24 protein-coding genes are annotated in these 18,471 nt (G+C 61.1%); 12 read left to right on the top strand and 12 right to left on the bottom strand.

All coding sequences use genetic code 11. The features are described 5' to 3' along the window. Window positions 1-37 precede the first annotated feature (37 nt). From acpS to QWJ46_RS06650, 8 genes are all read left to right on the top strand, one after another. On the top strand, window positions 38-442 hold the full coding sequence (gene acpS / locus QWJ46_RS06685) for a holo-ACP synthase (RefSeq protein WP_184453340.1): 405 nt from the start codon (window positions 38-40) through the stop codon (window positions 440-442). A gap of 224 nt (window positions 443-666) precedes the next feature. Next, window positions 667-1,410, top strand: a complete 744-nt coding sequence (lepB, locus tag QWJ46_RS06680) for a signal peptidase I (RefSeq protein WP_064801523.1) — start codon at window positions 667-669, stop codon at window positions 1,408-1,410. Continuing rightward, window positions 1,407-2,126: a ribonuclease III gene (gene rnc / locus QWJ46_RS06675; protein WP_302749983.1), complete on the top strand. Its 720-nt coding sequence runs from the start codon at window positions 1,407-1,409 to the stop codon at window positions 2,124-2,126. Before lepB ends, rnc begins: the two co-directional genes overlap by 4 nt. A gap of 7 nt (window positions 2,127-2,133) precedes the next feature. Continuing rightward, the gene (era, locus tag QWJ46_RS06670) at window positions 2,134-3,075 is read left to right on the top strand and encodes a GTPase Era (RefSeq protein ID WP_302749981.1); all 942 of its coding nucleotides are present in this window, start codon (window positions 2,134-2,136) and stop codon (window positions 3,073-3,075) included. A 146-nt stretch (window positions 3,076-3,221) separates the two neighbouring features. After that, the gene (locus QWJ46_RS06665) at window positions 3,222-3,974 is read left to right on the top strand and encodes a Crp/Fnr family transcriptional regulator (protein WP_184453336.1); all 753 of its coding nucleotides are present in this window, start codon (window positions 3,222-3,224) and stop codon (window positions 3,972-3,974) included. Window positions 3,975-4,076: 102 nt separating this feature from the next. Next, window positions 4,077-4,562: a response regulator gene (locus QWJ46_RS06660; RefSeq protein ID WP_042118173.1), complete on the top strand. Its 486-nt coding sequence runs from the start codon at window positions 4,077-4,079 to the stop codon at window positions 4,560-4,562. Window positions 4,563-4,708: 146 nt separating this feature from the next. Further along, entirely contained in the window at window positions 4,709-5,479 is a 771-nt protein-coding gene (gene recO / locus QWJ46_RS06655) for a DNA repair protein RecO (protein WP_302749979.1), read from the top strand. A gap of 96 nt (window positions 5,480-5,575) precedes the next feature. After that, window positions 5,576-6,571: an aldo/keto reductase gene (locus tag QWJ46_RS06650; RefSeq protein WP_302749978.1), complete on the top strand. Its 996-nt coding sequence runs from the start codon at window positions 5,576-5,578 to the stop codon at window positions 6,569-6,571. 112 nt (window positions 6,572-6,683) lie between these two features. Here the strand turns inward: QWJ46_RS06650 and QWJ46_RS06645 are convergent, their stop codons facing one another. The 3 genes from QWJ46_RS06645 to QWJ46_RS06635 all read right to left on the bottom strand — a co-directional run bounded on the left by QWJ46_RS06645 (window position 6,684) and on the right by QWJ46_RS06635 (window position 10,258). Then, complete coding sequence (locus QWJ46_RS06645; RefSeq protein ID WP_302749977.1) at window positions 6,684-7,541, bottom strand: MOSC domain-containing protein; 858 nt, start codon at window positions 7,539-7,541, stop codon at window positions 6,684-6,686. 22 nt (window positions 7,542-7,563) lie between these two features. Next, a complete protein-coding gene (locus QWJ46_RS06640; RefSeq protein WP_302749976.1) occupies window positions 7,564-8,208 on the bottom strand; it encodes an HD domain-containing protein in 645 nt (214 codons plus the stop codon). 145 nt (window positions 8,209-8,353) lie between these two features. Next, on the bottom strand, window positions 8,354-10,258 hold the full coding sequence (locus QWJ46_RS06635; RefSeq protein WP_302749975.1) for a bifunctional diguanylate cyclase/phosphodiesterase: 1,905 nt from the start codon (window positions 10,256-10,258) through the stop codon (window positions 8,354-8,356). A 424-nt stretch (window positions 10,259-10,682) separates the two neighbouring features. On the opposite strand from QWJ46_RS06635, the gene QWJ46_RS06630 reads away from it, so the two are divergent. Both QWJ46_RS06630 and QWJ46_RS06625 read left to right on the top strand, forming a co-directional pair. Beyond that, window positions 10,683-11,024, top strand: coding sequence for a hypothetical protein (locus QWJ46_RS06630; RefSeq protein WP_085777601.1), 342 nt, complete (start codon window positions 10,683-10,685; stop codon window positions 11,022-11,024). 125 nt (window positions 11,025-11,149) lie between these two features. Beyond that, complete coding sequence (locus QWJ46_RS06625) at window positions 11,150-11,665, top strand: superoxide dismutase family protein (protein ID WP_184453323.1); 516 nt, start codon at window positions 11,150-11,152, stop codon at window positions 11,663-11,665. Between the two features lie 28 nt (window positions 11,666-11,693). Here QWJ46_RS06625 and QWJ46_RS06620 read toward each other — a convergent pair whose 3' ends face one another. The 8 genes from QWJ46_RS06620 to QWJ46_RS06585 all read right to left on the bottom strand — a co-directional run bounded on the left by QWJ46_RS06620 (window position 11,694) and on the right by QWJ46_RS06585 (window position 16,731). Continuing rightward, entirely contained in the window at window positions 11,694-12,575 is an 882-nt protein-coding gene (locus QWJ46_RS06620) for a mechanosensitive ion channel family protein (protein WP_302749973.1), read from the bottom strand. Window positions 12,576-12,633: 58 nt separating this feature from the next. Then, a complete protein-coding gene (locus tag QWJ46_RS06615) occupies window positions 12,634-13,164 on the bottom strand; it encodes a tyrosine phosphatase family protein (RefSeq protein ID WP_302749972.1) in 531 nt (176 codons plus the stop codon). After that, window positions 13,161-13,733 (bottom strand): HD family hydrolase, encoded by a 573-nt coding sequence (locus QWJ46_RS06610; protein WP_302750270.1) that lies wholly within the window; start codon window positions 13,731-13,733, stop codon window positions 13,161-13,163. The genes QWJ46_RS06615 and QWJ46_RS06610 overlap by 4 nt, the downstream gene beginning before the upstream one ends. A gap of 29 nt (window positions 13,734-13,762) precedes the next feature. Then, window positions 13,763-14,608: a folate-binding protein YgfZ gene (locus QWJ46_RS06605; RefSeq protein ID WP_302749971.1), complete on the bottom strand. Its 846-nt coding sequence runs from the start codon at window positions 14,606-14,608 to the stop codon at window positions 13,763-13,765. A gap of 96 nt (window positions 14,609-14,704) precedes the next feature. After that, the gene (locus QWJ46_RS06600; RefSeq protein WP_184453315.1) at window positions 14,705-15,460 is read right to left on the bottom strand and encodes a hypothetical protein; all 756 of its coding nucleotides are present in this window, start codon (window positions 15,458-15,460) and stop codon (window positions 14,705-14,707) included. An 18-nt stretch (window positions 15,461-15,478) separates the two neighbouring features. Further along, complete coding sequence (locus tag QWJ46_RS06595) at window positions 15,479-15,736, bottom strand: hypothetical protein (protein WP_020920882.1); 258 nt, start codon at window positions 15,734-15,736, stop codon at window positions 15,479-15,481. A 103-nt stretch (window positions 15,737-15,839) separates the two neighbouring features. Continuing rightward, window positions 15,840-16,256, bottom strand: coding sequence for a TIGR02301 family protein (locus QWJ46_RS06590; RefSeq protein WP_302749967.1), 417 nt, complete (start codon window positions 16,254-16,256; stop codon window positions 15,840-15,842). Window positions 16,257-16,314: 58 nt separating this feature from the next. Then, entirely contained in the window at window positions 16,315-16,731 is a 417-nt protein-coding gene (locus QWJ46_RS06585) for an NUDIX hydrolase (protein WP_085859061.1), read from the bottom strand. A 183-nt stretch (window positions 16,732-16,914) separates the two neighbouring features. Between QWJ46_RS06585 and QWJ46_RS06580 the strand changes: the two genes are divergently transcribed. Next, window positions 16,915-17,235, top strand: coding sequence for a YnfA family protein (locus tag QWJ46_RS06580; RefSeq protein ID WP_302749966.1), 321 nt, complete (start codon window positions 16,915-16,917; stop codon window positions 17,233-17,235). A 65-nt stretch (window positions 17,236-17,300) separates the two neighbouring features. Then, the gene (locus tag QWJ46_RS06575; RefSeq protein WP_302749964.1) at window positions 17,301-18,065 is read left to right on the top strand and encodes an SOS response-associated peptidase; all 765 of its coding nucleotides are present in this window, start codon (window positions 17,301-17,303) and stop codon (window positions 18,063-18,065) included. A 138-nt stretch (window positions 18,066-18,203) separates the two neighbouring features. Here QWJ46_RS06575 and QWJ46_RS06570 read toward each other — a convergent pair whose 3' ends face one another. Next, the gene (locus QWJ46_RS06570; RefSeq protein WP_302749962.1) at window positions 18,204-18,350 is read right to left on the bottom strand and encodes a hypothetical protein; all 147 of its coding nucleotides are present in this window, start codon (window positions 18,348-18,350) and stop codon (window positions 18,204-18,206) included. Window positions 18,351-18,471: the final 121 nt, after the last annotated feature.

The raw sequence follows: 18,471 nt of genomic DNA, 5'->3' as shown, positions 1-18,471 counted from the left end.
ACCGGTGCAGAATTCTTAGGCGACGGAAGGTTCCGGCATGATCATCGGCATTGGCAGCGATCTGATCGACATTCGTCGTGTCGAGAAATCGATCGAGCGCTTCGGCGAGCGCTTCACCAATCGCTGCTTCACCGAGATCGAGCGCGCCCGTTCCGACCGCCGGGCAAACCGCGCCGCATCCTATGCCAAGCGTTTCGCCGCCAAGGAGGCCTGTTCCAAGGCGCTCGGCACCGGCATAGCCCAGGGTGTCTTCTGGAAGGACATGGGCGTCGTCAATCTGCCGAGCGGCAAGCCGACCATGCAGTTGACCGGTACCGCCGCCGTGCTCCTGGAAGCGATGCTGCCCGCGGGCCATCGGGCCGCCATTCATTTGACAATAACCGATGATTATCCCTTGGCGCAGGCCTTCGTCATCATCGAGGCGTTGCCCGAGAGCCCATGATCGTGACCCCGGGAGCGTTTCAACGGGACCTCGGGAGCGTTTGGCCGCGACCTCGGAAGCGTTTCAACGCGACCACGGGAGCATTTGATCGCGACCGCGGAAGCGTTTCGACGCGACCTCTCGTCGCTTTTCATGTTGTCGCCATTGCCGCAACCGGCCGAAGCCGCTAGAGAGAACGGCAGAAAGAATTGCGCCTTTACGGCGTCTTGAAGGAATGAGACTGCGTGTCCGAAAAAGTCGATACCAAGCCGAACGCCCTCTGGGAAAATATCAAGGTCATCATTCAGGCGCTGATTTTGGCGATGGTGATCCGAACGGTGCTGTTCCAGCCCTTTACCATTCCGTCCGGCTCAATGATGCCGACGCTGCTCGTCGGCGATTATATCTTCGTCAATAAGTTCGCTTACGGCTATTCGAAATATTCGCTGCCCTTCTCGCCTGATCTGTTCAGCGGCCGCATCTTCGGCTCCGATCCGAAGCGCGGCGATATCGTCGTCTTCCGCTTCCCGCCGAATCCCGATGTCGATTATATCAAGCGCTGCATCGGCCTGCCCGGCGACCATATCCAAGTCACCGACGGCGTCCTCTACGTCAACGGCAAGCCGGTTCCTAAGGTGGCGGATGGCAGTTTCACCTCGGATTACAAGCTCGATCCGGGCGAGGACGTGCCGGTATTCCGCGAAACGCTGGATAACGGCAAGACCTACGACACGCTCGACCAGTCGCCGGTGTCGCGCGGCGACAACACCCGCGAATTCATCGTGCCGGAAGGCCATTATTTCATGATGGGCGACAACCGCGACAACTCGCTCGACAGCCGCTTCGACGTCGGCTTCGTGCCGGCTGAAAATCTTGTCGGTCGCGCCAGCGTCATCTTCTTCTCGCTCGGCAACGACACGTCTTTCCGCGAAATCTGGAAGTGGCCGACCAACATGCGCTGGGACCGCCTTTTCAAGGTCGTTGAATGAGTAAGGCGCAGACGCTTTCTGCGGCGGACCGCGCAAAGCTCGAAAGCCTAATCGGCCATGACTTCGCCGAAAAGGCACGCCTGGACCGGGCGCTGACCCATGCCAGCGCCCGCACGGAAAAGGGCGGCAATTACGAACGGCTGGAGTTTCTCGGCGACAGGGTCCTCGGGCTCTGCATCGCCGAGCTTCTGTTCCGCACCTTCGGCACGGCGGGGGAAGGCGAGCTCTCGGTTCGTCTCAACCAGCTCGTCAGCGCCGAAACCTGTGCCGCGGTCGCCGACGAACTCAATCTCCACCTTTATATCCGCACCGGCGCCGATGTGAAGAAATTGACCGGCAAGCGCATGATGAATGTGCGCGCCGATGTCGTCGAGAGCCTGATCGCCGCAATCTATCTCGATGGCGGTCTCGAGGTCGCCCGCCGGTTCATTCTGCGCTATTGGCAGGGCAGGGCGGTCAGGGCCGACGGCGCCAAGCGCGACGCCAAGACCGAGCTGCAGGAATGGTCACACGCGAAATTCGGCGTCACGCCGATCTATCGGGTTGATGAACGCAGCGGACCGGATCATGATCCGCGCTTCAAGGTGACGGTGGAAGTTGCTGGCATAAAGCCGGAAACCGGCGTAGAGCGGTCGAAGCGTGCCGCCGAACAGATTGCGGCGACCAAGATGCTCGAGCGTGAAGGCATTTGGCAGCAATCGTCTGCCGGAAACTGACGGGACAATGACACAAGAAGAAGATATCGCGGCCGAAGCTGCCGTAGAAGCCAGTGGTCCGACGCATTCGGGTTTCGTTGCGCTGATCGGGCCGACCAATGCCGGCAAATCGACACTGGTGAACCGCCTCGTCGGCGCCAAGGTGTCGATCGTCAGTCACAAGGTGCAGACGACGCGCGCGATCGTCCGCGGCATTGCCATTCACGACAATGCCCAGATCGTCTTCATGGATACGCCCGGCATCTTCAAGCCGCGCCGGCGGCTCGACCGAGCCATGGTAACCTCTGCTTGGGGCGGCGCCAAGGATGCCGATCTGATCATGCTGCTGATCGACAGCGAGCGCGGTCTGCGCGGCGACGCCGAAGCCATCCTCGAGGGCCTGAAGGAAGTCCAGCAGCCGAAGATCCTGGTGCTGAACAAGATCGACCGCGTCAACCGCGAGGATCTGCTGGCGCTGGCCGCGAGCGCCAACGAGAAGATCGCTTTCGAACGCACTTTCATGATCTCGGCCGAAACCGGTTCCGGCTGCGACGACGTCATGGATTATCTGGCCACCACCTTGCCGGAGGGGCCGTGGTACTATCCGGAAGACCAGATCTCCGATCTCCCCATGCGTCAGCTCGCCGCCGAGATTACCCGCGAAAAGCTGTTCCTGCGCCTGCACCAGGAGCTTCCCTACTCCTCGCATGTCGAAACGGAAAAGTGGGAGGAGCGCAAGGACGGCTCGGTACGGATCGAGCAGGTGATCTATGTCGAGCGTGACAGCCAGAAGAAGATCGCCCTCGGGAAAGGTGGCGAAACCATCAAAGCGATCTCGACTGCATCCCGCAAGGAACTGGCGGAGATTTTGGAGCAGCCGGTTCATCTTTTCCTTTTCGTCAAGGTCCGCGAGAACTGGGGCGATGATCCCGAGCGGTTCCGCGAAATGGGCCTCGACTTCCCTAAATAGGGATGGCAACGATTTCATCGGGCAGCCTCCAGCCCCTTGTTTCTTAGGAAAAAATCCGTCTCGTTGCGGAACGAATCTAAGCTTCGCGCATTCATCGGTCGGCGACGCGCCAGACGGGTCGTCGTATCCGCGACCGCAGGGCAGGCATGGCAACGTCGAAACGCATCTATTCTTTCAAGACCCCGTGCGAGCTATGTCCTTTGCGGCCTCTGCCGCATTTCAGGGAGTTCAGCCGCGACGAGCTGGAATTCGTTTCACGTTTCAAGCGCGGCGAGCTTGCCGTCGATGCCGGCTCCACCATCCTTGTCGAGGGCGCCCACAGCGCCCATCTTTTCACCGTGCTGTCCGGTTGGGGCTTTCGCTACAAGATGCTGGAGGACGGGCGCCGCCAGATTCTGAATTACATCATGCCTGGTGACCTGATCGGTCTGCAGGGAACGATCGCCGGCGAAATGCAGCATTCCATTGAAGCGCTTTCACCCGTTTCCCTTTGTGTCTTCGAGCGAGATCGGTTGATGACGCTCTACAACAAACATCCTTCGCTCGCCTTCGACATTACCTGGATTGCCGCGCGCGAAGAACGAATATTGGATGAGCATCTCCTCTCCATCGGCCGCCGCACGGCATTGGAAAGAGCGGCCTATCTGATCGCTTTCCTGTATGAGCGCGGCAGGAAGCTCGATCTCTTCAACGGCCGCAAATTCATCCCCATCACTCAACAACACATCGCCGACACTCTCGGTCTTTCCATCGTTCACACCAACAAGACGCTGAGAAAGCTTGGAGAACGCGGTCTGATCCGCTGGCAGGAACGCGGCTGCGAAGTCCAAAACGGTGAGGAGTTAATGATGATGGCCGGCTGGGAGGGGCTGGGAGAGGGCAAGCGTCCCTTCATTTAGCCGAACGCCCTATGTCTTTTTTAAATGCAGTTTAGCTGTTGGGAAAATAAGGTCGGTCGTCATCTTTCCTCCGATTTTGATTCTTATCGACCGGGCAGAAAAATGGTTTATTCAGAACTGGTGGCGGAATTCACCGATAGCGTGCCATGCGGGGCACCGGAGGGCAATGATGTTGGCGAAAAGGCCGGGGCGCTGCGACAAGCGCCCGACGAGGGGCACGGAATCATGAATGCACTCCGTGTTTTGGTTCTCGAGGACAGTCTGATCATCGCAATGGAGGCGGAGGATATTCTGCGCCTGGCCGGTGTCGACAGCATCGATATTGTCGGCAGTCTCGATCAGGCAAGAGCCGCCATCGCTGCGGAAAAATATGATTTCGCCCTTCTCGACGTCAACCTCGGCGAGGGCATGAGTTTCGGATTTGCCCGCCATCTTCTCGATGCCGGCATTCCCTTCGGTTTCGTCAGCGGTTATTCCGATATACGTGACTTCCCGTGCGACCTTCAGCATATACCGCTGCTGGTGAAGCCGTTCGACGAAAAGGCGATGCGCGAATTCCTGCAGAGGCTTCTGCCGGCTGCGGCATGACGCAGTTCGACCGAAGCGGGGTCTGCTTGAGAGCATCTGTGCGCAAGACGCTATCAGTTTGAAACTGCGGGCAATCCTTCGGGAAATCGATTCCGGTTTCCCTAGTTATGCGCTACGATAAGAGTAATCGGTCGCGGGAACTTCTTATGCAGTGGCAGGACCAGGCAATCATTCTGGGTGTCAAACGCCACGGCGAGACGAGCGTCATCGCCGAGGTGATGACGCGTGATCGCGGTCGTCACCTCGGCCTGGTGCGTTCCGGCCGTTCGCGCGCCATGCAGCCGGTGCTGCAGCCGGGCAATGCCGTCGAGGTCGTCTGGCGCGCCCGGCTTGACGAACATCTCGGCGAATTCCGCGTCGAGCCTGTGACGCTGCGCGCCGCCCGTCTGATGGAAACGGCCACCGCCGTCTACGGCGTCCAGGCGATGGGCGCTCTGCTGCGGCTGCTGCCCGAACGAGACCCGCATCCGCACCTCTTCGACGCTCTGCAGGTGATCCTCGATCACCTGCATAACCCGGCCGATGCCGGTGAGCTTTTCGTACGTTTCGAGCTGGCGGTGCTGAATGATCTCGGTTTCGGTCTCGATCTTGCCGAATGCGCGGCGACGGGCGCCCGGTCCGATCTCGCCTATGTCTCGCCGAAATCCGGCCGCGCGGTCAGCCGCAACGCCGGCGCGCCCTGGTCCGACAAGATGCTGATCCTGCCGCCCTTCCTCGGCGTTGAAGGTAATCACGCGGCGGACTTCGACAGCCTTGCAGCCGCGTTCCGTCTGACCGGATTCTTTCTGCATCGCCATGTTTACGAGCCGCGCGGCATCGAGGCTGCGGCAGCCCGTGACGGTTTCGTGCGGGCGGCGCTCAGGGCGCTTGATCCAACCTCGCGGACGCTTTCCGATCCGAACGGCGTCCCTGCCTGACCTGGTTTTTTACTGCTGCAAAACATCCTCCGGATTTGGCGGTTTACCCGCCGATGGGCGGCACCTATCTCTTGACTGCCAATCAAGGAGGATCCCATGCTGACCAAGACCGCATCACCGACGACGATCACGCTCTGGAACGGTCGCGAAATCCCGCGCCTCGGCATGGGATGCTGGGCGATCGGTGGCCCTTTCTACGCTGGTGACACGCCGCTTGGCTGGGGCGAAGTCGACGACAATGAATCCGTCGAAGCGATCGATCGCGCCATCGGCCTCGGCATCCGCTTCTTCGACACCGCCTCGAACTACGGGGCCGGCCATTCGGAGGAGGTGCTCGGCCGGGCGATCGGCAATCGTGACGACATCGTCGTCGCCACCAAGTTCGGCTTCGCGACCGATCCGGAGACGAAGCAGGCAATCGGCGCCTTCGCCGATGAGGCGTTCATTCGCCGCTCGGTCGAGACATCGCTGCGCCGTCTCAAGCGCGACCGCCTTGATCTCCTGCAGTTTCACATCAACGATTTTCCGCTGGAACAGTCGGATGCCGTCTTCGATACGCTGGAGGCGCTGCGCGCCGAAGGCAAGATCGACGCGTTCGGCTGGAGCACCGATTATCCCGATCGCGCCGCCCGCCATGCCGGCCGCGCCGGCTTTGTCTCGGTCCAGCATACGATGAACGTCTTCGATCCGGTGCCGGAGATGATCGCCGTGATCGAAGGGAAGGGCCTGATCTCCATCAATCGCGGTCCGCTGGCCATGGGGCTGCTCACCGGCAAGTTCACAGCCGACAAGCCAGTGGACGCCAAGGATGTCCGCGGCGCGGCACTCCCCTGGATGGTCTATTTCAAGGACGGGCGCATGGCTCCGGAATTTGCCGCAAGGCTCGATGCCGTCCGCGATCTCCTGACGTCAGGCGGCCGCTCGCTGACGCAGGGGGCGCTCGCCTGGCTCCTGGCAAGGTCGCCGCGCACTTTCCCCATTCCGGGCTTTCGCACCGTCGCCCAGGTGGAGGAAAATGCGGGTGCGCTGGAAAAGGGACCGCTGCCGGCTGACGTCATGGCGGCTATCGACGCCGCACTCGGACATGTGTGAGAGACAGTGAAACTCTCCCCACGCTCCCTCATTCCTATGACAGGCAGAGGAATGAGGGAGAATGTTGCGCTGTATAAGGGACAAAGCGCCCTCAGCCCTTCCGCAATTCGACCTACCCTCGTGCGCGAACCTTCATCGCCCAGCCCTCCGGCCGCGCCTCGATGATCTTCACCTCGTCGCCTATCGTGATCCGTCCGCTGCCGCGCGGCGTGACATTCCAGCCGAAGAGCGGCCCTGGCACACGCCGGTCGGCGGACATGCGGATGCGGCCCATGGCCGGCATCGGGTTCGGCCCCTCGCGCGAACCGGTCAGCTGGTCCTGCGTTGTCATGATGCAGCGGGAACAGGGCTTGACGAGATCGAAACGAATGCCTGATATTTCGACCGCCGCCCAGCGGTCTTCCGGCCAGGCCTCATCGGTGTCGATGACGATGTTCGGACGGAAACGTTCCATGCCGACCGCGCCTTCGCCATGAGCGGCGAGATCGGCATTCAGCGCCTTCAACGAACCCGTCGTCGTCACGAGGATCTGGTAGCCGTCGGTAAAGGTGACCGGCGTGCCATCGCCGGCCCATTCGGCATTCGCCGTCCGCCGTGCCTGCCCGTCGAAGAAGACCAGTCGCACCTCGCGGCCGAGCCATTCGGAAAGCTGCCGGTTGCTGTCGGGATCGGCGACGGCGGCGCTGACGGTCGATTTCCACACGGTCACATCCATGCGGACTTCAGGCCGAGGCGGCGGCACAGACAGTTCGGACTTTCCTTCCATCAGCAGCCGAAAGGCGCCTGCTTCCGGTCGTGTCGCGATGCGCGCGAGATCAGGCAATTCGCGCTGAGTGATGAAGTGGCCCTGCGGGTCGGTGATCATCGCCCGCCGGTCGCCGGCAAGCCCGTAGGCGTCAATCTCGGCGGCAGGCAAGGCAATGCCGCGGGCGCTCTTGAGCGGATAGATGAAGAGGTCGCTGATATGCATGTCGTTCTCCTGATCTGATCCCCTAGATTTCATCCATGAACGCCGCGAGAAAATCGCGCAGGCCCTTGTCGCGCGCGGCCGCAATCCGGCGGCCGGTCTCGGTCTGGAATCCCTCCGCCAGTTTGAACAGCTTCGTCTGAAAGTGGTCAATGGCATAACGCTTGTCGTCGAGCGCACGGTTCGCACCCGCAGGGTCGAACGGATCGTAGAGCCCCGATCCCATTCGTCCGCCGATATAAAAGCAGCGTGCGACGCCGACCATGCCGATCGCGTCCAGCCGGTCGGCATCCTGCAGGATCTTCGCCTCGAGCGTCTGTGGCGCCACCCCGGCGGAAAAACTATGAGCGGTGATGGCGTGGGCCGCGGATTCGATATCCGCTTCGCTCCAGCCGAGTTCGGAAAGGATCACCGAAGCCTTTTCCGCCGCCAAGGCCGACGCTTTTGACCGCAAGGGCGAATTCTTCTCGACGGCAACGCAGTCGTGCAGCAGCACGGCGGCGGCAAGAATCCGCCCATCTCCGCCTTCTCCCGCATGGATGCGCATGGCGTTCCTGAAGACGCGCAGGATATGGGCAAGATCGTGTGAGCCGTCGTCGCCCTCGGCCGCGTGTGCGATCAGCGCCGCTGCCAGCGTTTCATGAGGAGAGAAGGCTTCGGCCTCGAACATTGCGCTACCTCTTGTCGGAAGAAAAACGTCGAAGAGCGCCGGCCGAAAGCGAAGGGAGCTTCACAGGAAGCGACGCCGCTACGAAACCCGGGGATCTCGAAGCCGGTTTGTAGCGGCTTAACGTGCGAGTCGCAATCGAGGGAGGTCAGCGCTCGAGCGTCGGAAAAGCCGTCGCGCCGCTGCTCTTCGGCGGCAGGGAGAGAAGATGGGGCACGTCACGGACCGGGCGCGGCGGACTGATGTGATAGCCCTGAATCTCGTCGCATTCCTCGCATTCGAGCAGCGTCAGCTGGGCGGCCGTCTCGACACCTTCGACTGTGACGCGCATGCCGAGCGCATCGCCGAGCAGGATGATCGCGCGCATGATCGCATGTGCCTCCTTGTTGTCGACGATGTCGTTGACGAAGGATTTGTCGATCTTGATCTTGTCGAAGGGAAAGCTCGAGAGATAGCTCAGCGAGGAGTATCCGGTGCCGAAATCGTCCATCGAGATGCGGATGCCGCGGTCCCTCAGGGCATGCAGGATCGGCAGCACCTCGTTCAGGTTCTCCATCAGCACGCTCTCGGTGATTTCCAGTTCGAGCCGCGATGGCGACAGCCCGGCGGCGGCAAGCGCTTCGCTGACGTCCTGCATCAGGTTGCCGCTGCGGAACTGGATCGCCGAAACATTGACCGCGACCTTGATGCTCTCCGGCCATTGGGCAGCATCTCTGCAGGCCTGGCGCAAAACCCAGCGGCCGATATCGACGACGAGGCCGACCTCCTCGGCAAGCGGAATGAAATCCATCGGCGGCACGCGGCCTCGCACCGGATGGTTCCAGCGGATCAATGCTTCGAAACCGCAGGTTCGCCGCTCGGCAAGATCGTAGAGCGGCTGGTAATGCAGTTCGAATCCCTCATTCTCGACCGCGACTCGTAGATCTACCTCCAGCGCATGGCGCAACTGCATCTGTGCTTCCATTTCTCCGGTGAAGAAGCGCTCGCGTTTGCGTCCGTCCGCCTTAGCATGCGACAGCGCCACGCCGGCATTTTTCAGCAGGATATCGGGTTCCCCGCCATTCTCGGGAGCGATCGCAATACCCATGGAGACGCTGAGCGTCACCTGTTTCTCGCCGTTCAGAAATGGCTCGGAAAGCGCGCGGCGGATCTGGTCGGCCAGCGCCGTCACGTTTCTAGGCTGCTGCTTGCCCGTCTGCAGGATGGCGAACTCGTCCGAACCAAGGCGCGCCAGCATGTTTTCCGACCCGGCCCAGGCTCGGATCCGCTCCGCGACCTGCTGCAGGATCTTGTCGCCGACCGACACCCCGATCGTGTTGTTGATCGATTTGAACCGGTCGAGATTGAGATGGACGAGGGCGATCTGCTCGTGCGGCTTGCGCTCGGCGAGCGTCGCATCGACCTGCTCGCGGAAATACATCCTATTGGGAAGACCGGTCAGGGGATCGTGATGGGCGAGATAGGTGATGCGCTGGGCGGCCTTTCGATCCTCGGTGATATCGGCATGAATGGCGATGCTGCTGCCGTCGGAGAGGATGGTCACCACGCTTTGAATGATGCGGCCATCATGCATCTGCCATTCGCGCCGGCGGATGCTGCTGCTTCCTGTCTTGGCGAGGGAAGTTCGTGCTGTCTGCCGGACGGTTTTGGAGGCAGTGCTTTCGTTGCCGCGCATTTTGCCGATGAGTTCGGCAATCGTCGCGCCCGCGGCGATATCTTCCGGTGTCAGGCCAAAGAGCTGAGGGAAGCGGATATTGTAAAGCGTCAGCCGCTTGCCGGCGTCGAAAACGCTGAGGCCGAGCGGCAGGTTGTTCAGGACTATCTCGAACAGTTTTTTCTGTCCGTCGAACGCTTGACTGAGCGCCGATAGATTCCCTCTCAGCGTCTGGTTTTCCCTCAGAAGCGTTTCCGTGCTTCTCTCGATTGCCTCATAATCGGTTTCATAGCTGTGATAGGTTGCGATCACTAGTTCCATCAGACGCTGCGCGTCGATTGATCCGTCGGCCATGACAGCCTCCGTACATTGCCGCCAGAAGAGCGCTTCAGCCTTCATGGAAAAGCATCTTGGCCGACGGCCATAGCAAAAGCCGTCAGCGTCTGATGGACGTGCCTCAAAATATCGGACATGAAAACCTTTCTGAGAGAGACGATTGAAATCAATTTTTATGAGTGACGTACGGGGTAATGCCTGATGACTATTTTGGAGCGGGCGGATTAATATTCGGTTGCAGTGCAGCAGAGGTGCACGTCGTCAGACAGGTTGCTTTCTATATTGAAAATTACTGAAATACAAAAGCGGGCAGCCGCGGAAACCGGGTCCGAGCGCGCTCCGTTAATTTCTGTCAACCATTGTTAATGAGAAGTTAACAACTTATTGACGCACTGCGCAAATCAGTTTAACCACCGTGTCAACAGTGATTTCCCACCTCGTATTGCGTACAAACACCACCGGCAAAAGGCGGTGAATGGAGGTTTGTATGACCCGCACCACATCCGTTTCAGACACTTCATATGCGTATCTTGCGACGCTTTCGCGGCTTGATCTAAACGGCGACGGCGTATTGAGCCGCGGCGAACGTGCCGCCGATGAAAAGCCAGGCATCATCAAGGAACTCCTGGAGGAAGACATGGGCAGCGAGACTCAGCCCAAATTTTCCGGCAGCCTGATTGCGCTGATGATGGATACCCACGACAGCGGCACGACAAGCAGCATCGCCGTGCCCTATCCGCTGCAGCAGAGCGCGTCTGCGACCGGCAGCCAATCCGACGATCTCTACCGCAACACCTACGGCCAGTTCGATTTCGACGCCGTCGCCTGACGATGTCTGAATTCATCTAATCTGCAAGCCGGCCGGTTGGTCGGCTTTTCTCGTTGGATGGCCCGCAGAGGAACACCTTCCGGTCTGACACGTTCAGAAGGACAACCGGAAGGAAGGAGATCTCCATGAAAGCCATGCGCATCATCGCCGCCCTGAGCCTGCTGGCGATTGCCTTGCCGGCAGGTGCTCAGGACAAGCAGACGGCGGTCGCCAATTTCGTCGGCAAGGACGGCAAGGAAAATGGCCGCGCCCAGTTGACGGCCGCCGCCAATGGCGGCGTCCTGATCGAAGTGGAGATATCGGGTCTGCCGGCGAATAAATGGGTGGCCTTTCATGTTCATGAAACCGGCCGCTGCGACGCGGCGAGCCATTACGAATCGGCAGGCGGTCATTTCAACCCGGGCTCGGCCGAGCACGGCCTCCTTGCCGCCAAAGGGCCGCATGCCGGCGACATGCCCAATCAATATGTCGGACAGGACGGCGTGCTCAGAGCCCAGATCTTCGACGGCATGGTCACGCTTGATGGCAAGAAAGACGGCATTCGCGGCCGCGCATTGATGGTGCACGCCAATTCCGATGATTATCGCAGTCAGCCTTCCGGTGACGCGGGGGAAAGACTTGCCTGCGGAGTGGTCGAATAGGCCGACGATCGTCCCGCGCTGCAATGTTTCACTGCCGTGTCGGCTTTTCCGTCGCCGTGCCGTAGGATCTTTTCCCCAGCGCGGAATTGCCATCATCCCGCACAGCGGCCGGATCTCCCTTTTCGTCGAAGGCAAGTTTTACCCGCTTCACCATGTCGCGGCTGACCTGCCACCAGTCTCCGGTCTTTGCCCAGTAGCGCAGCGTTAGTGATATCGTGCTGTCACCGAGGCTGTCGATGAAAACGCTGGGTGCCGGTGACGGCAGCACCCTTGGGTTGCCTTTGGCAATGCCCATTAACGTCTCCATCGCCAGATCGAGGTCATCCTCATGAGAAATGCTGATTTTCAGGTCGTTCTGCCGCGTAGGTTCACGGCTAAAGTTGGTGATCGGCGTATTCCACAGTGTTGAATTTGGCGCCAGCCGATAGAGCCCGTCGCCGGTTCTGAGTTCGGTCGCAAACAATCCGATCTCGCGCACCGTGCCGGCCACGCTGCTGGTTTCGATATATTCGCCGACCCGGAACGGCCTGAGGATCAGGAGCATGATGCCGGCCGCGATATTCTGCAGAGTCCCTTGCAGCGCCAGCCCGATCGCCAGGCCGGCTGCGCCTAGGGCGGCGATGATCGAGGCGGTCTGGACGCCGAATTGGCCGAGCACGGTGATGAACACCAGGATCAGCAGCGCATAGCGCACCACATTGGTGAAGAAGCGCGCCAGTGTCTCGTCGATGCCATGGATGCGCGACAGGCCCTCATAGGCCCAGCGGCTGACAAAGCCGGCCAGCGTCCAGCCGATGACGAGCAGGATCAACGCCCCGAGGACGGAGAAGGAATATTGGACTGCAAGCGCGCTTGCCTGGCTGAGTGCCGTGCGGGTGGCGAGGAGGACATCGGCTGCTTGCTGTTCCATGATCAGGCCCTGTGGCTATTGCGTGGTCGAGGCCAAGATGGAGCGGAGGGCAGCAGCGTCAACCGCAGGCGTTGTCGCGGACCGCAAGCAGGAAGGGCGCATTGCCGTCGGCATCGGCGCCACGCCCAATCGCCCGTACGGCGGCAACCAGCCGGCCGCCGCGCTCAAGCAATGTGTCGCCAATCTCGATCAGGCGAGCATTCGGCGTCGCGAAAGGCGAAGCGGCGCGCAGCCGGCGGGCAAGCCCTTCCTCGTCCTGATCCGGCGCGATCGACAGCGCGGCGATGAGTGCGGCGGCCGGCGATCGTGACACGCCCATCCAGCAATGGATGAGCAGCGGGGTCTCCCGCCGCCAGGATGTGGCGAAGTCGATAATCGCCTGGACATGCGTTTCGTCAGGTGCCACGAGACCGCCCGTGCCCTTGAAGGTGATGTCGTTCATCGAAAGCGTCAGGTGACGATCGGACGCGATCACACCCGGCCGGTGAAAGCTCTGTTCTTTGGCGATCAGGCTGATCATGTCGCGCGCCTTGTGATGCACCGCCATTTCGGCGATGCGCGAGAGCGGCGAGACGACGATAAAGCTCACGATACCATTCCCCGCTCGGCCTCGATCGCCGTAAAACGCTCGCAGAACAACCGCTGTGCTTGCAGCGCCGGCAAGGGTTCGATTAGCAACATCTCCTTGCTGATGCCGCGCGGCTGACCGAAGAATTTCTGCGCCTCGGCGGGCGTGAAGCCGGCAAGGACCGTCGCTTCGAAATAGGCCGCGATCGTGTCGGCCTTCTTGATCCGGTCCTTGAGATCGCGCGATGGATGAGGCGGCAGGCCGAAGCGCAGGTGCACGGCGGCCTCCAGCCGCATTTCCACCGCCTTATAGCCGCCGCCGACCACGGATTTGAACGGCGAGATCATGTCGCCGATCACATATTCGGGCGCATCATGGAGCAGCGCCATCAGACATTCCTCCGGCCGCGCATTGTTGAAGCGGCGGAAAATATCTTCGACGACGAGGCTGTGTTGCGCCACCGAAAAGGCATGATCGCCTGATGTCTGACCGTTCCAGCGTGCCACGCGCGCGAGACCATGGGCGATATCGGCGAGTTCGACATCGAGCGGCGAGGGGTCGAGCAGGTCGAGCCTGCGCCCAGACAGCATGCGTTGCCAGGCACGCGGAGCTTTGGCCGTCACGCGCTGGCCTCGTCGGCGCTGGTGGGGAAGACAAGGCCGGACCATGGCGGCAGGGCGAGAGAAACCGGCGTTTGGCCGGCCAGCAGCGGCGTGCCTTCCGCCATCGCAGCACCGGCGCGGTCGATTCGCACGATCGCAAGCCCGTTGCCGCCCTCGACCGAACCGAGTGTCCCCGCCAGCTTGCCGGCGGCGGTGATCTCCGTGCCCGCTGGAGGCAAGGCCGTCGCGGCGGACACGGTGACGACGCGCCGGCGCGCGGTGCCGCGGTGTTGCATGCGCGAGACGACCTCCTGGCCGACATAGCAGCCTTTCTTGAAGGAGAGGCCGTCGTTCAGATCCATCAGCACGTCATGCGGGAAGGCATCCTGCAGGGCGAAGTCCAATCCGGAGGTGACGATACCGTGGCGGATGCGCAAGCTCTCATAGAGTGACGGCGCATCATCGCCATGCTTTCCTGCCCGGCGGCTGAGCGCGACACCTGCCTTGGCGAAGCGGCTGTCTCGGGCGCCTCCGACGCGATCGGTATCCTCGCCCCAGCAAACGGTAATGCCATTGTCAGCGAGCGGCGCAAGCGTGACGGCGGCTCGCAGCCTGTACATCGTCAGGCGCTTCGCCAGCCCTTCACGCTGGCCGGCATCCGTTTCGATCAGGTAGCCGTCGCCGTCCTGCCAGACCATGAAGTCGAACAGGATCTTGCCCTGCGGCGTCAGCAGTGCTCCGGGGCGCGCCTCGTCGGGCGCCAGCGAAATAATATCGGTGGTGATCAGGTTCTGCAGGAAGGATTGGGCGTCCGCGCCGCCGACGGAGAGCAGTGCGCGGTCTTTCAGGAATACGGCTGGCATGGCGGAACCTGTCGCGTTGGTTGTCGCTCAGAGGTATGCCTTCGTGACGTGGATCGCAAGGTCACGCGACATGCGGAACACGCATGCGAGGCGGCGTCAGTCGCCCGCCGTGAAGAATTTCCACTTGCCGTCGGGCGTAATGCCGAGGCGGTAGAAATTATAGCCGCCGAATTCCTGCATGTCGGAAAGGTCGCCGGCGGTGACGATGCGCAGCAGTTCCACCCGCTCCGGCGGCGTCAGCGACTTCAGATCCTTCTCGGCAAAATAGGGCCAGACATACATGTCGTCTGATGTGCCCTGGCCGACATGAACGAAACCGGTGGAGACGATGTCGAGCATGATGGCGAGAATTTCGTCTCCGTCGGGATCGCCGGAGAGATCTTTCAGCGTGCCGATCGGGTCGTCGGTCGCTTCGCCCACCGTCACCTGCGTCTGGTCTTTGCCGGTGCCCATCAGCGGCCGCAGCCGTTCGAGATCGCCAGAGGCGGCGGCCTCGACGATCTGTTGGCGCATTTTGCGAACCGGCTCGGGCGCCTTGTTGATGTCGTAAATCACCTCGACCGGCTTGGATGCGTCCTGGGCGCCCGGCGTCTTGTCGACGCCCTGACTGTTCTGGCTGTTGACCAGCGGCTCGGCCATGGGAACGCCGGGAGTGGTGCCCTGGGGCTGGTTCTGCCCCTCAGTACTTCCTTGTGCGGGCGGCGCATCGCTGGGGGCCTGGCCGGGGATCTTGTGGAGTTCGGAAAGTGCGTAGGCTGAGGGCGCGAGGAGGACGTTGCCGGCGGCAAAGCTCAGCGCAAGCATCACCGGCGCGAGCCGAATTCGCGAAACTTTCTCTTTACCGATGCGCATCGAACTCTCTGAAAATAATTATTGCAGGGTGCGGTTGGCGGAAAATTCGCCGGCAAGCATACGGTCGCGCAGCGAATCGAGCAGAGCTTCGGCGCTGTTTTCCCCGTGCAATCGGATGGTTTCGCGCAGGGCATGCGCGATGGCGGCATCAGCTATGATCTCCGGCTCGATCCCGTCGGCCATGCCGTCGGCCCAAGCCTCGTTCTGGTACTCCAGAGCCGCCTGCATCTTTTCGTGGACGATCATGTCGTCGATGTCGTTGAGGCTTGCTTCCATTGTCTTTTCCTCAGAACTTCTCATGTCTTACTGCACCGTTAATAACACTAACAGCCTTTTCCCAAAACGACACGCCCGCATGCGAAAACAGGTTAATTAAACGTCAATTTCCAAAGCGCGAGGTAATTTCTGTGGCGAGTGTTGCACCTTCGTTACGGTAGCGCTCTTCTGCCACGATGGCCGCCGGGGTGCAATCCGTATAGACGGAAGCGAAGGCCCGGTAGCCGCGATTGAAGGCGGCGGTGAGCCTTTCCTTGCGCTGCGGCTCACTGCCGGTCTCCGAATCGAGCAGTTGCTTCATGCCTTCCCGCCACTCATCCCCGCCCGGCGCCTTGCAGAGCGTTCTCAGATAATGCACCGAACCCAGCACTTCGGCGAGTCGCGCCAGCTTGTCGTCATAGGGCACGGTCGCAACCGGCGGCGCAACATCCTCCTGCGCAGGCGGCGTATTCTTGCCCTGAGCCGTGGCGGGGCCGGCAAGCACGATCAGGGACAGGACAACGCGTCGAACGGGAATCATGCTGCCAGTTGATACGTTGAGCGTGACGGCAACAAGGCGCGCCTGAAAGTTTCCACTTCTATTCACCGCCCGCCAGCCGTTCCGCGCATTCGAGCACGCTTTGCGGCACAGGTAGCCGCCGGATCTCCTCCACCGTATACCAGCCAAGCGCCGCCGCATCGTCGGCGGCTTCCGCCACCATTTCCCGGTCGGCGTCGACGCAAAAGACCGAGAGGAAGAAATGGCTCCTGATGCTGCCGTCCGGCCCATGTGTCTTAAGGTCATAGGTCGAGAACAGCCGCGGATTGTGCGCCGAGATGCCGGTTTCCTCGCGGAACTCGCGCAGCGCGGTCTGCTCCGGCGTTTCGCCCGGCTCGGCGCGGCCGCCGGGAAAGGCATACATGTCGGCAGAGGGCGGGTTGCGTCGCAATACCAGAAGGAATCGCCCGTCGCGTTCGAGAATGGCGGAGGAAGCGGCTTTAGCGGTGGAGGTCATGGCTGCTCTTGCTGTGACGGCCTATTCGATCTGACGGGCTGATGATTGCGGATCGCGGCTGCGGGACGGCCCGATTTTCGTGTGGGATAGCTCCCAAGACAAGCCCCAAAAAATTGCGCAGCGGTTCGCGAAATAACGACATCTGTGCAACAAGGAGGCAAAAAATATTCGAAAGGGCTTTGCGTGACCTATCTCATTTACGCCTTTGCCGCCGTTTTCGAGATCGCCGGCTGCTTCGCCTTCTGGGCGTGGCTGAAGCTTGAGAAGCCGATCTGGTGGCTGGCGCCGGGCATGATCTCGCTTGCGCTTTTCGCCTGGCTTCTGACGCTGGTGCCGAGCGATGCCGCCGGTCGAACCTTCGCAGCCTATGGCGGCATCTACATTCTTGCTTCGCTCTCCTGGCTGTGGCTGATCGAAGGCCGGGTGCCCGATCGTTATGATATCGGCGGCGGACTGATCTGCCTTGCGGGGGCGAGCGTCATCCTCTTTGCTCCGCGCGCCTGAAACACGTCCTGCAAAAGCATGCTGTGCGCCTTGACCGGACTCGGGCCGGGTGCAAAGACAGGCCGATGTGTGGACGTTTCGCCCTGACAAGCTCCGTTGCCGATCTGAGCGACTTCTTCTCCGGTCTCGATCTCGACGATTTCCCGGCGCGCTACAACATCGCCCCGACGCAGCCGATCCTCGTCGTCATCGCAGGTGAGGGCAGGGAGCGGGGCAGCAACCTGCCCGACCGGCGCGCCGTGCTCGTACGCTGGGGCTTCACGCCGGGCTGGGTCAAGGACCCGAGGGATTTCCCGCTGCTGATCAATGCACGCGCCGAGACGGCGATCGGCAAGGCTTCGTTTCGGGCGGCGATGCGTCATCGCCGCGTGCTTATTCCGGCCTCAGGTTTTTATGAATGGCATCGCCCGTCCAAGGAGAGCGGCGGCAAGCCGCAGGCCTATTGGATCAGACCGCGCCAGGGCGGGGTCGTTGCCTTTGCCGGATTGATGGAGACGTGGTCCTCGGCCGATGGCTCCGAGGTCGATACCGGTGCGATCCTGACAACGTCAGCCAATGCGGGCATCTCCGCGATCCACGATCGCATGCCTGTCGTCATCAAGCCGGAGGACTTCTCGCGCTGGCTCGATTGCAAGACGCAGGAACCGCGCGAGGTGGTCGACCTGATGCAGCCTGCTCGGGGCGATTTCTTCGAGGCCATACCGGTTTCCGACAAGGTCAACAAGGTTGCCAATATGGGACCGGACCTGCAGGAGCCGGTCGTCATCGAAAGACCGCTCGAGGCGCCTGCGAAACAAAAGCCGGATCACGGCCAGCTGAGCTTTTTCTAAAAACGGGATCGGCCGCTTCCGGCACGGCCGCCTGTTCGGCTCAGCTGCGATGCTGAAGGCATGTCACGAGAGCCATGCCGCAGTCTCGGGATGACGGCATGCCGGAAACCGGATGACTGCTGTTCGAAGCTCGGCGCTTCAAGCGGATTTCTTGACGCTGTTCGGCTTGTTCTTTGTCATCAGCGATGCCGCGGCAACGGCCTTCAAGCCGACCGGGCGATAGTTGGCGGCGAGGTCTGGCTTGGCCGCCTGTTGTTCGCCGGTACTGCTCTTCTTCGAAGTCACGATACTCTCCTTGCGTGTTGCTTCCCTGGGTATTTTGTATTTTTGCTTTTCGTCGGAAATAGCGACAAAACGGCGGCGTCGCTTATCAGGATTTGTGAACGCCCACCATAATTCGCGAGGC

This window comes from Rhizobium sp. CBN3 (genome assembly GCF_030518245.1).
Taxonomy (GTDB): domain Bacteria; phylum Pseudomonadota; class Alphaproteobacteria; order Rhizobiales; family Rhizobiaceae; genus Rhizobium; species Rhizobium aethiopicum_A.
The sequence above is the reverse complement of the archived record's forward strand: the minus strand, read 5'-3'. Positions and strand labels throughout refer to the sequence as shown.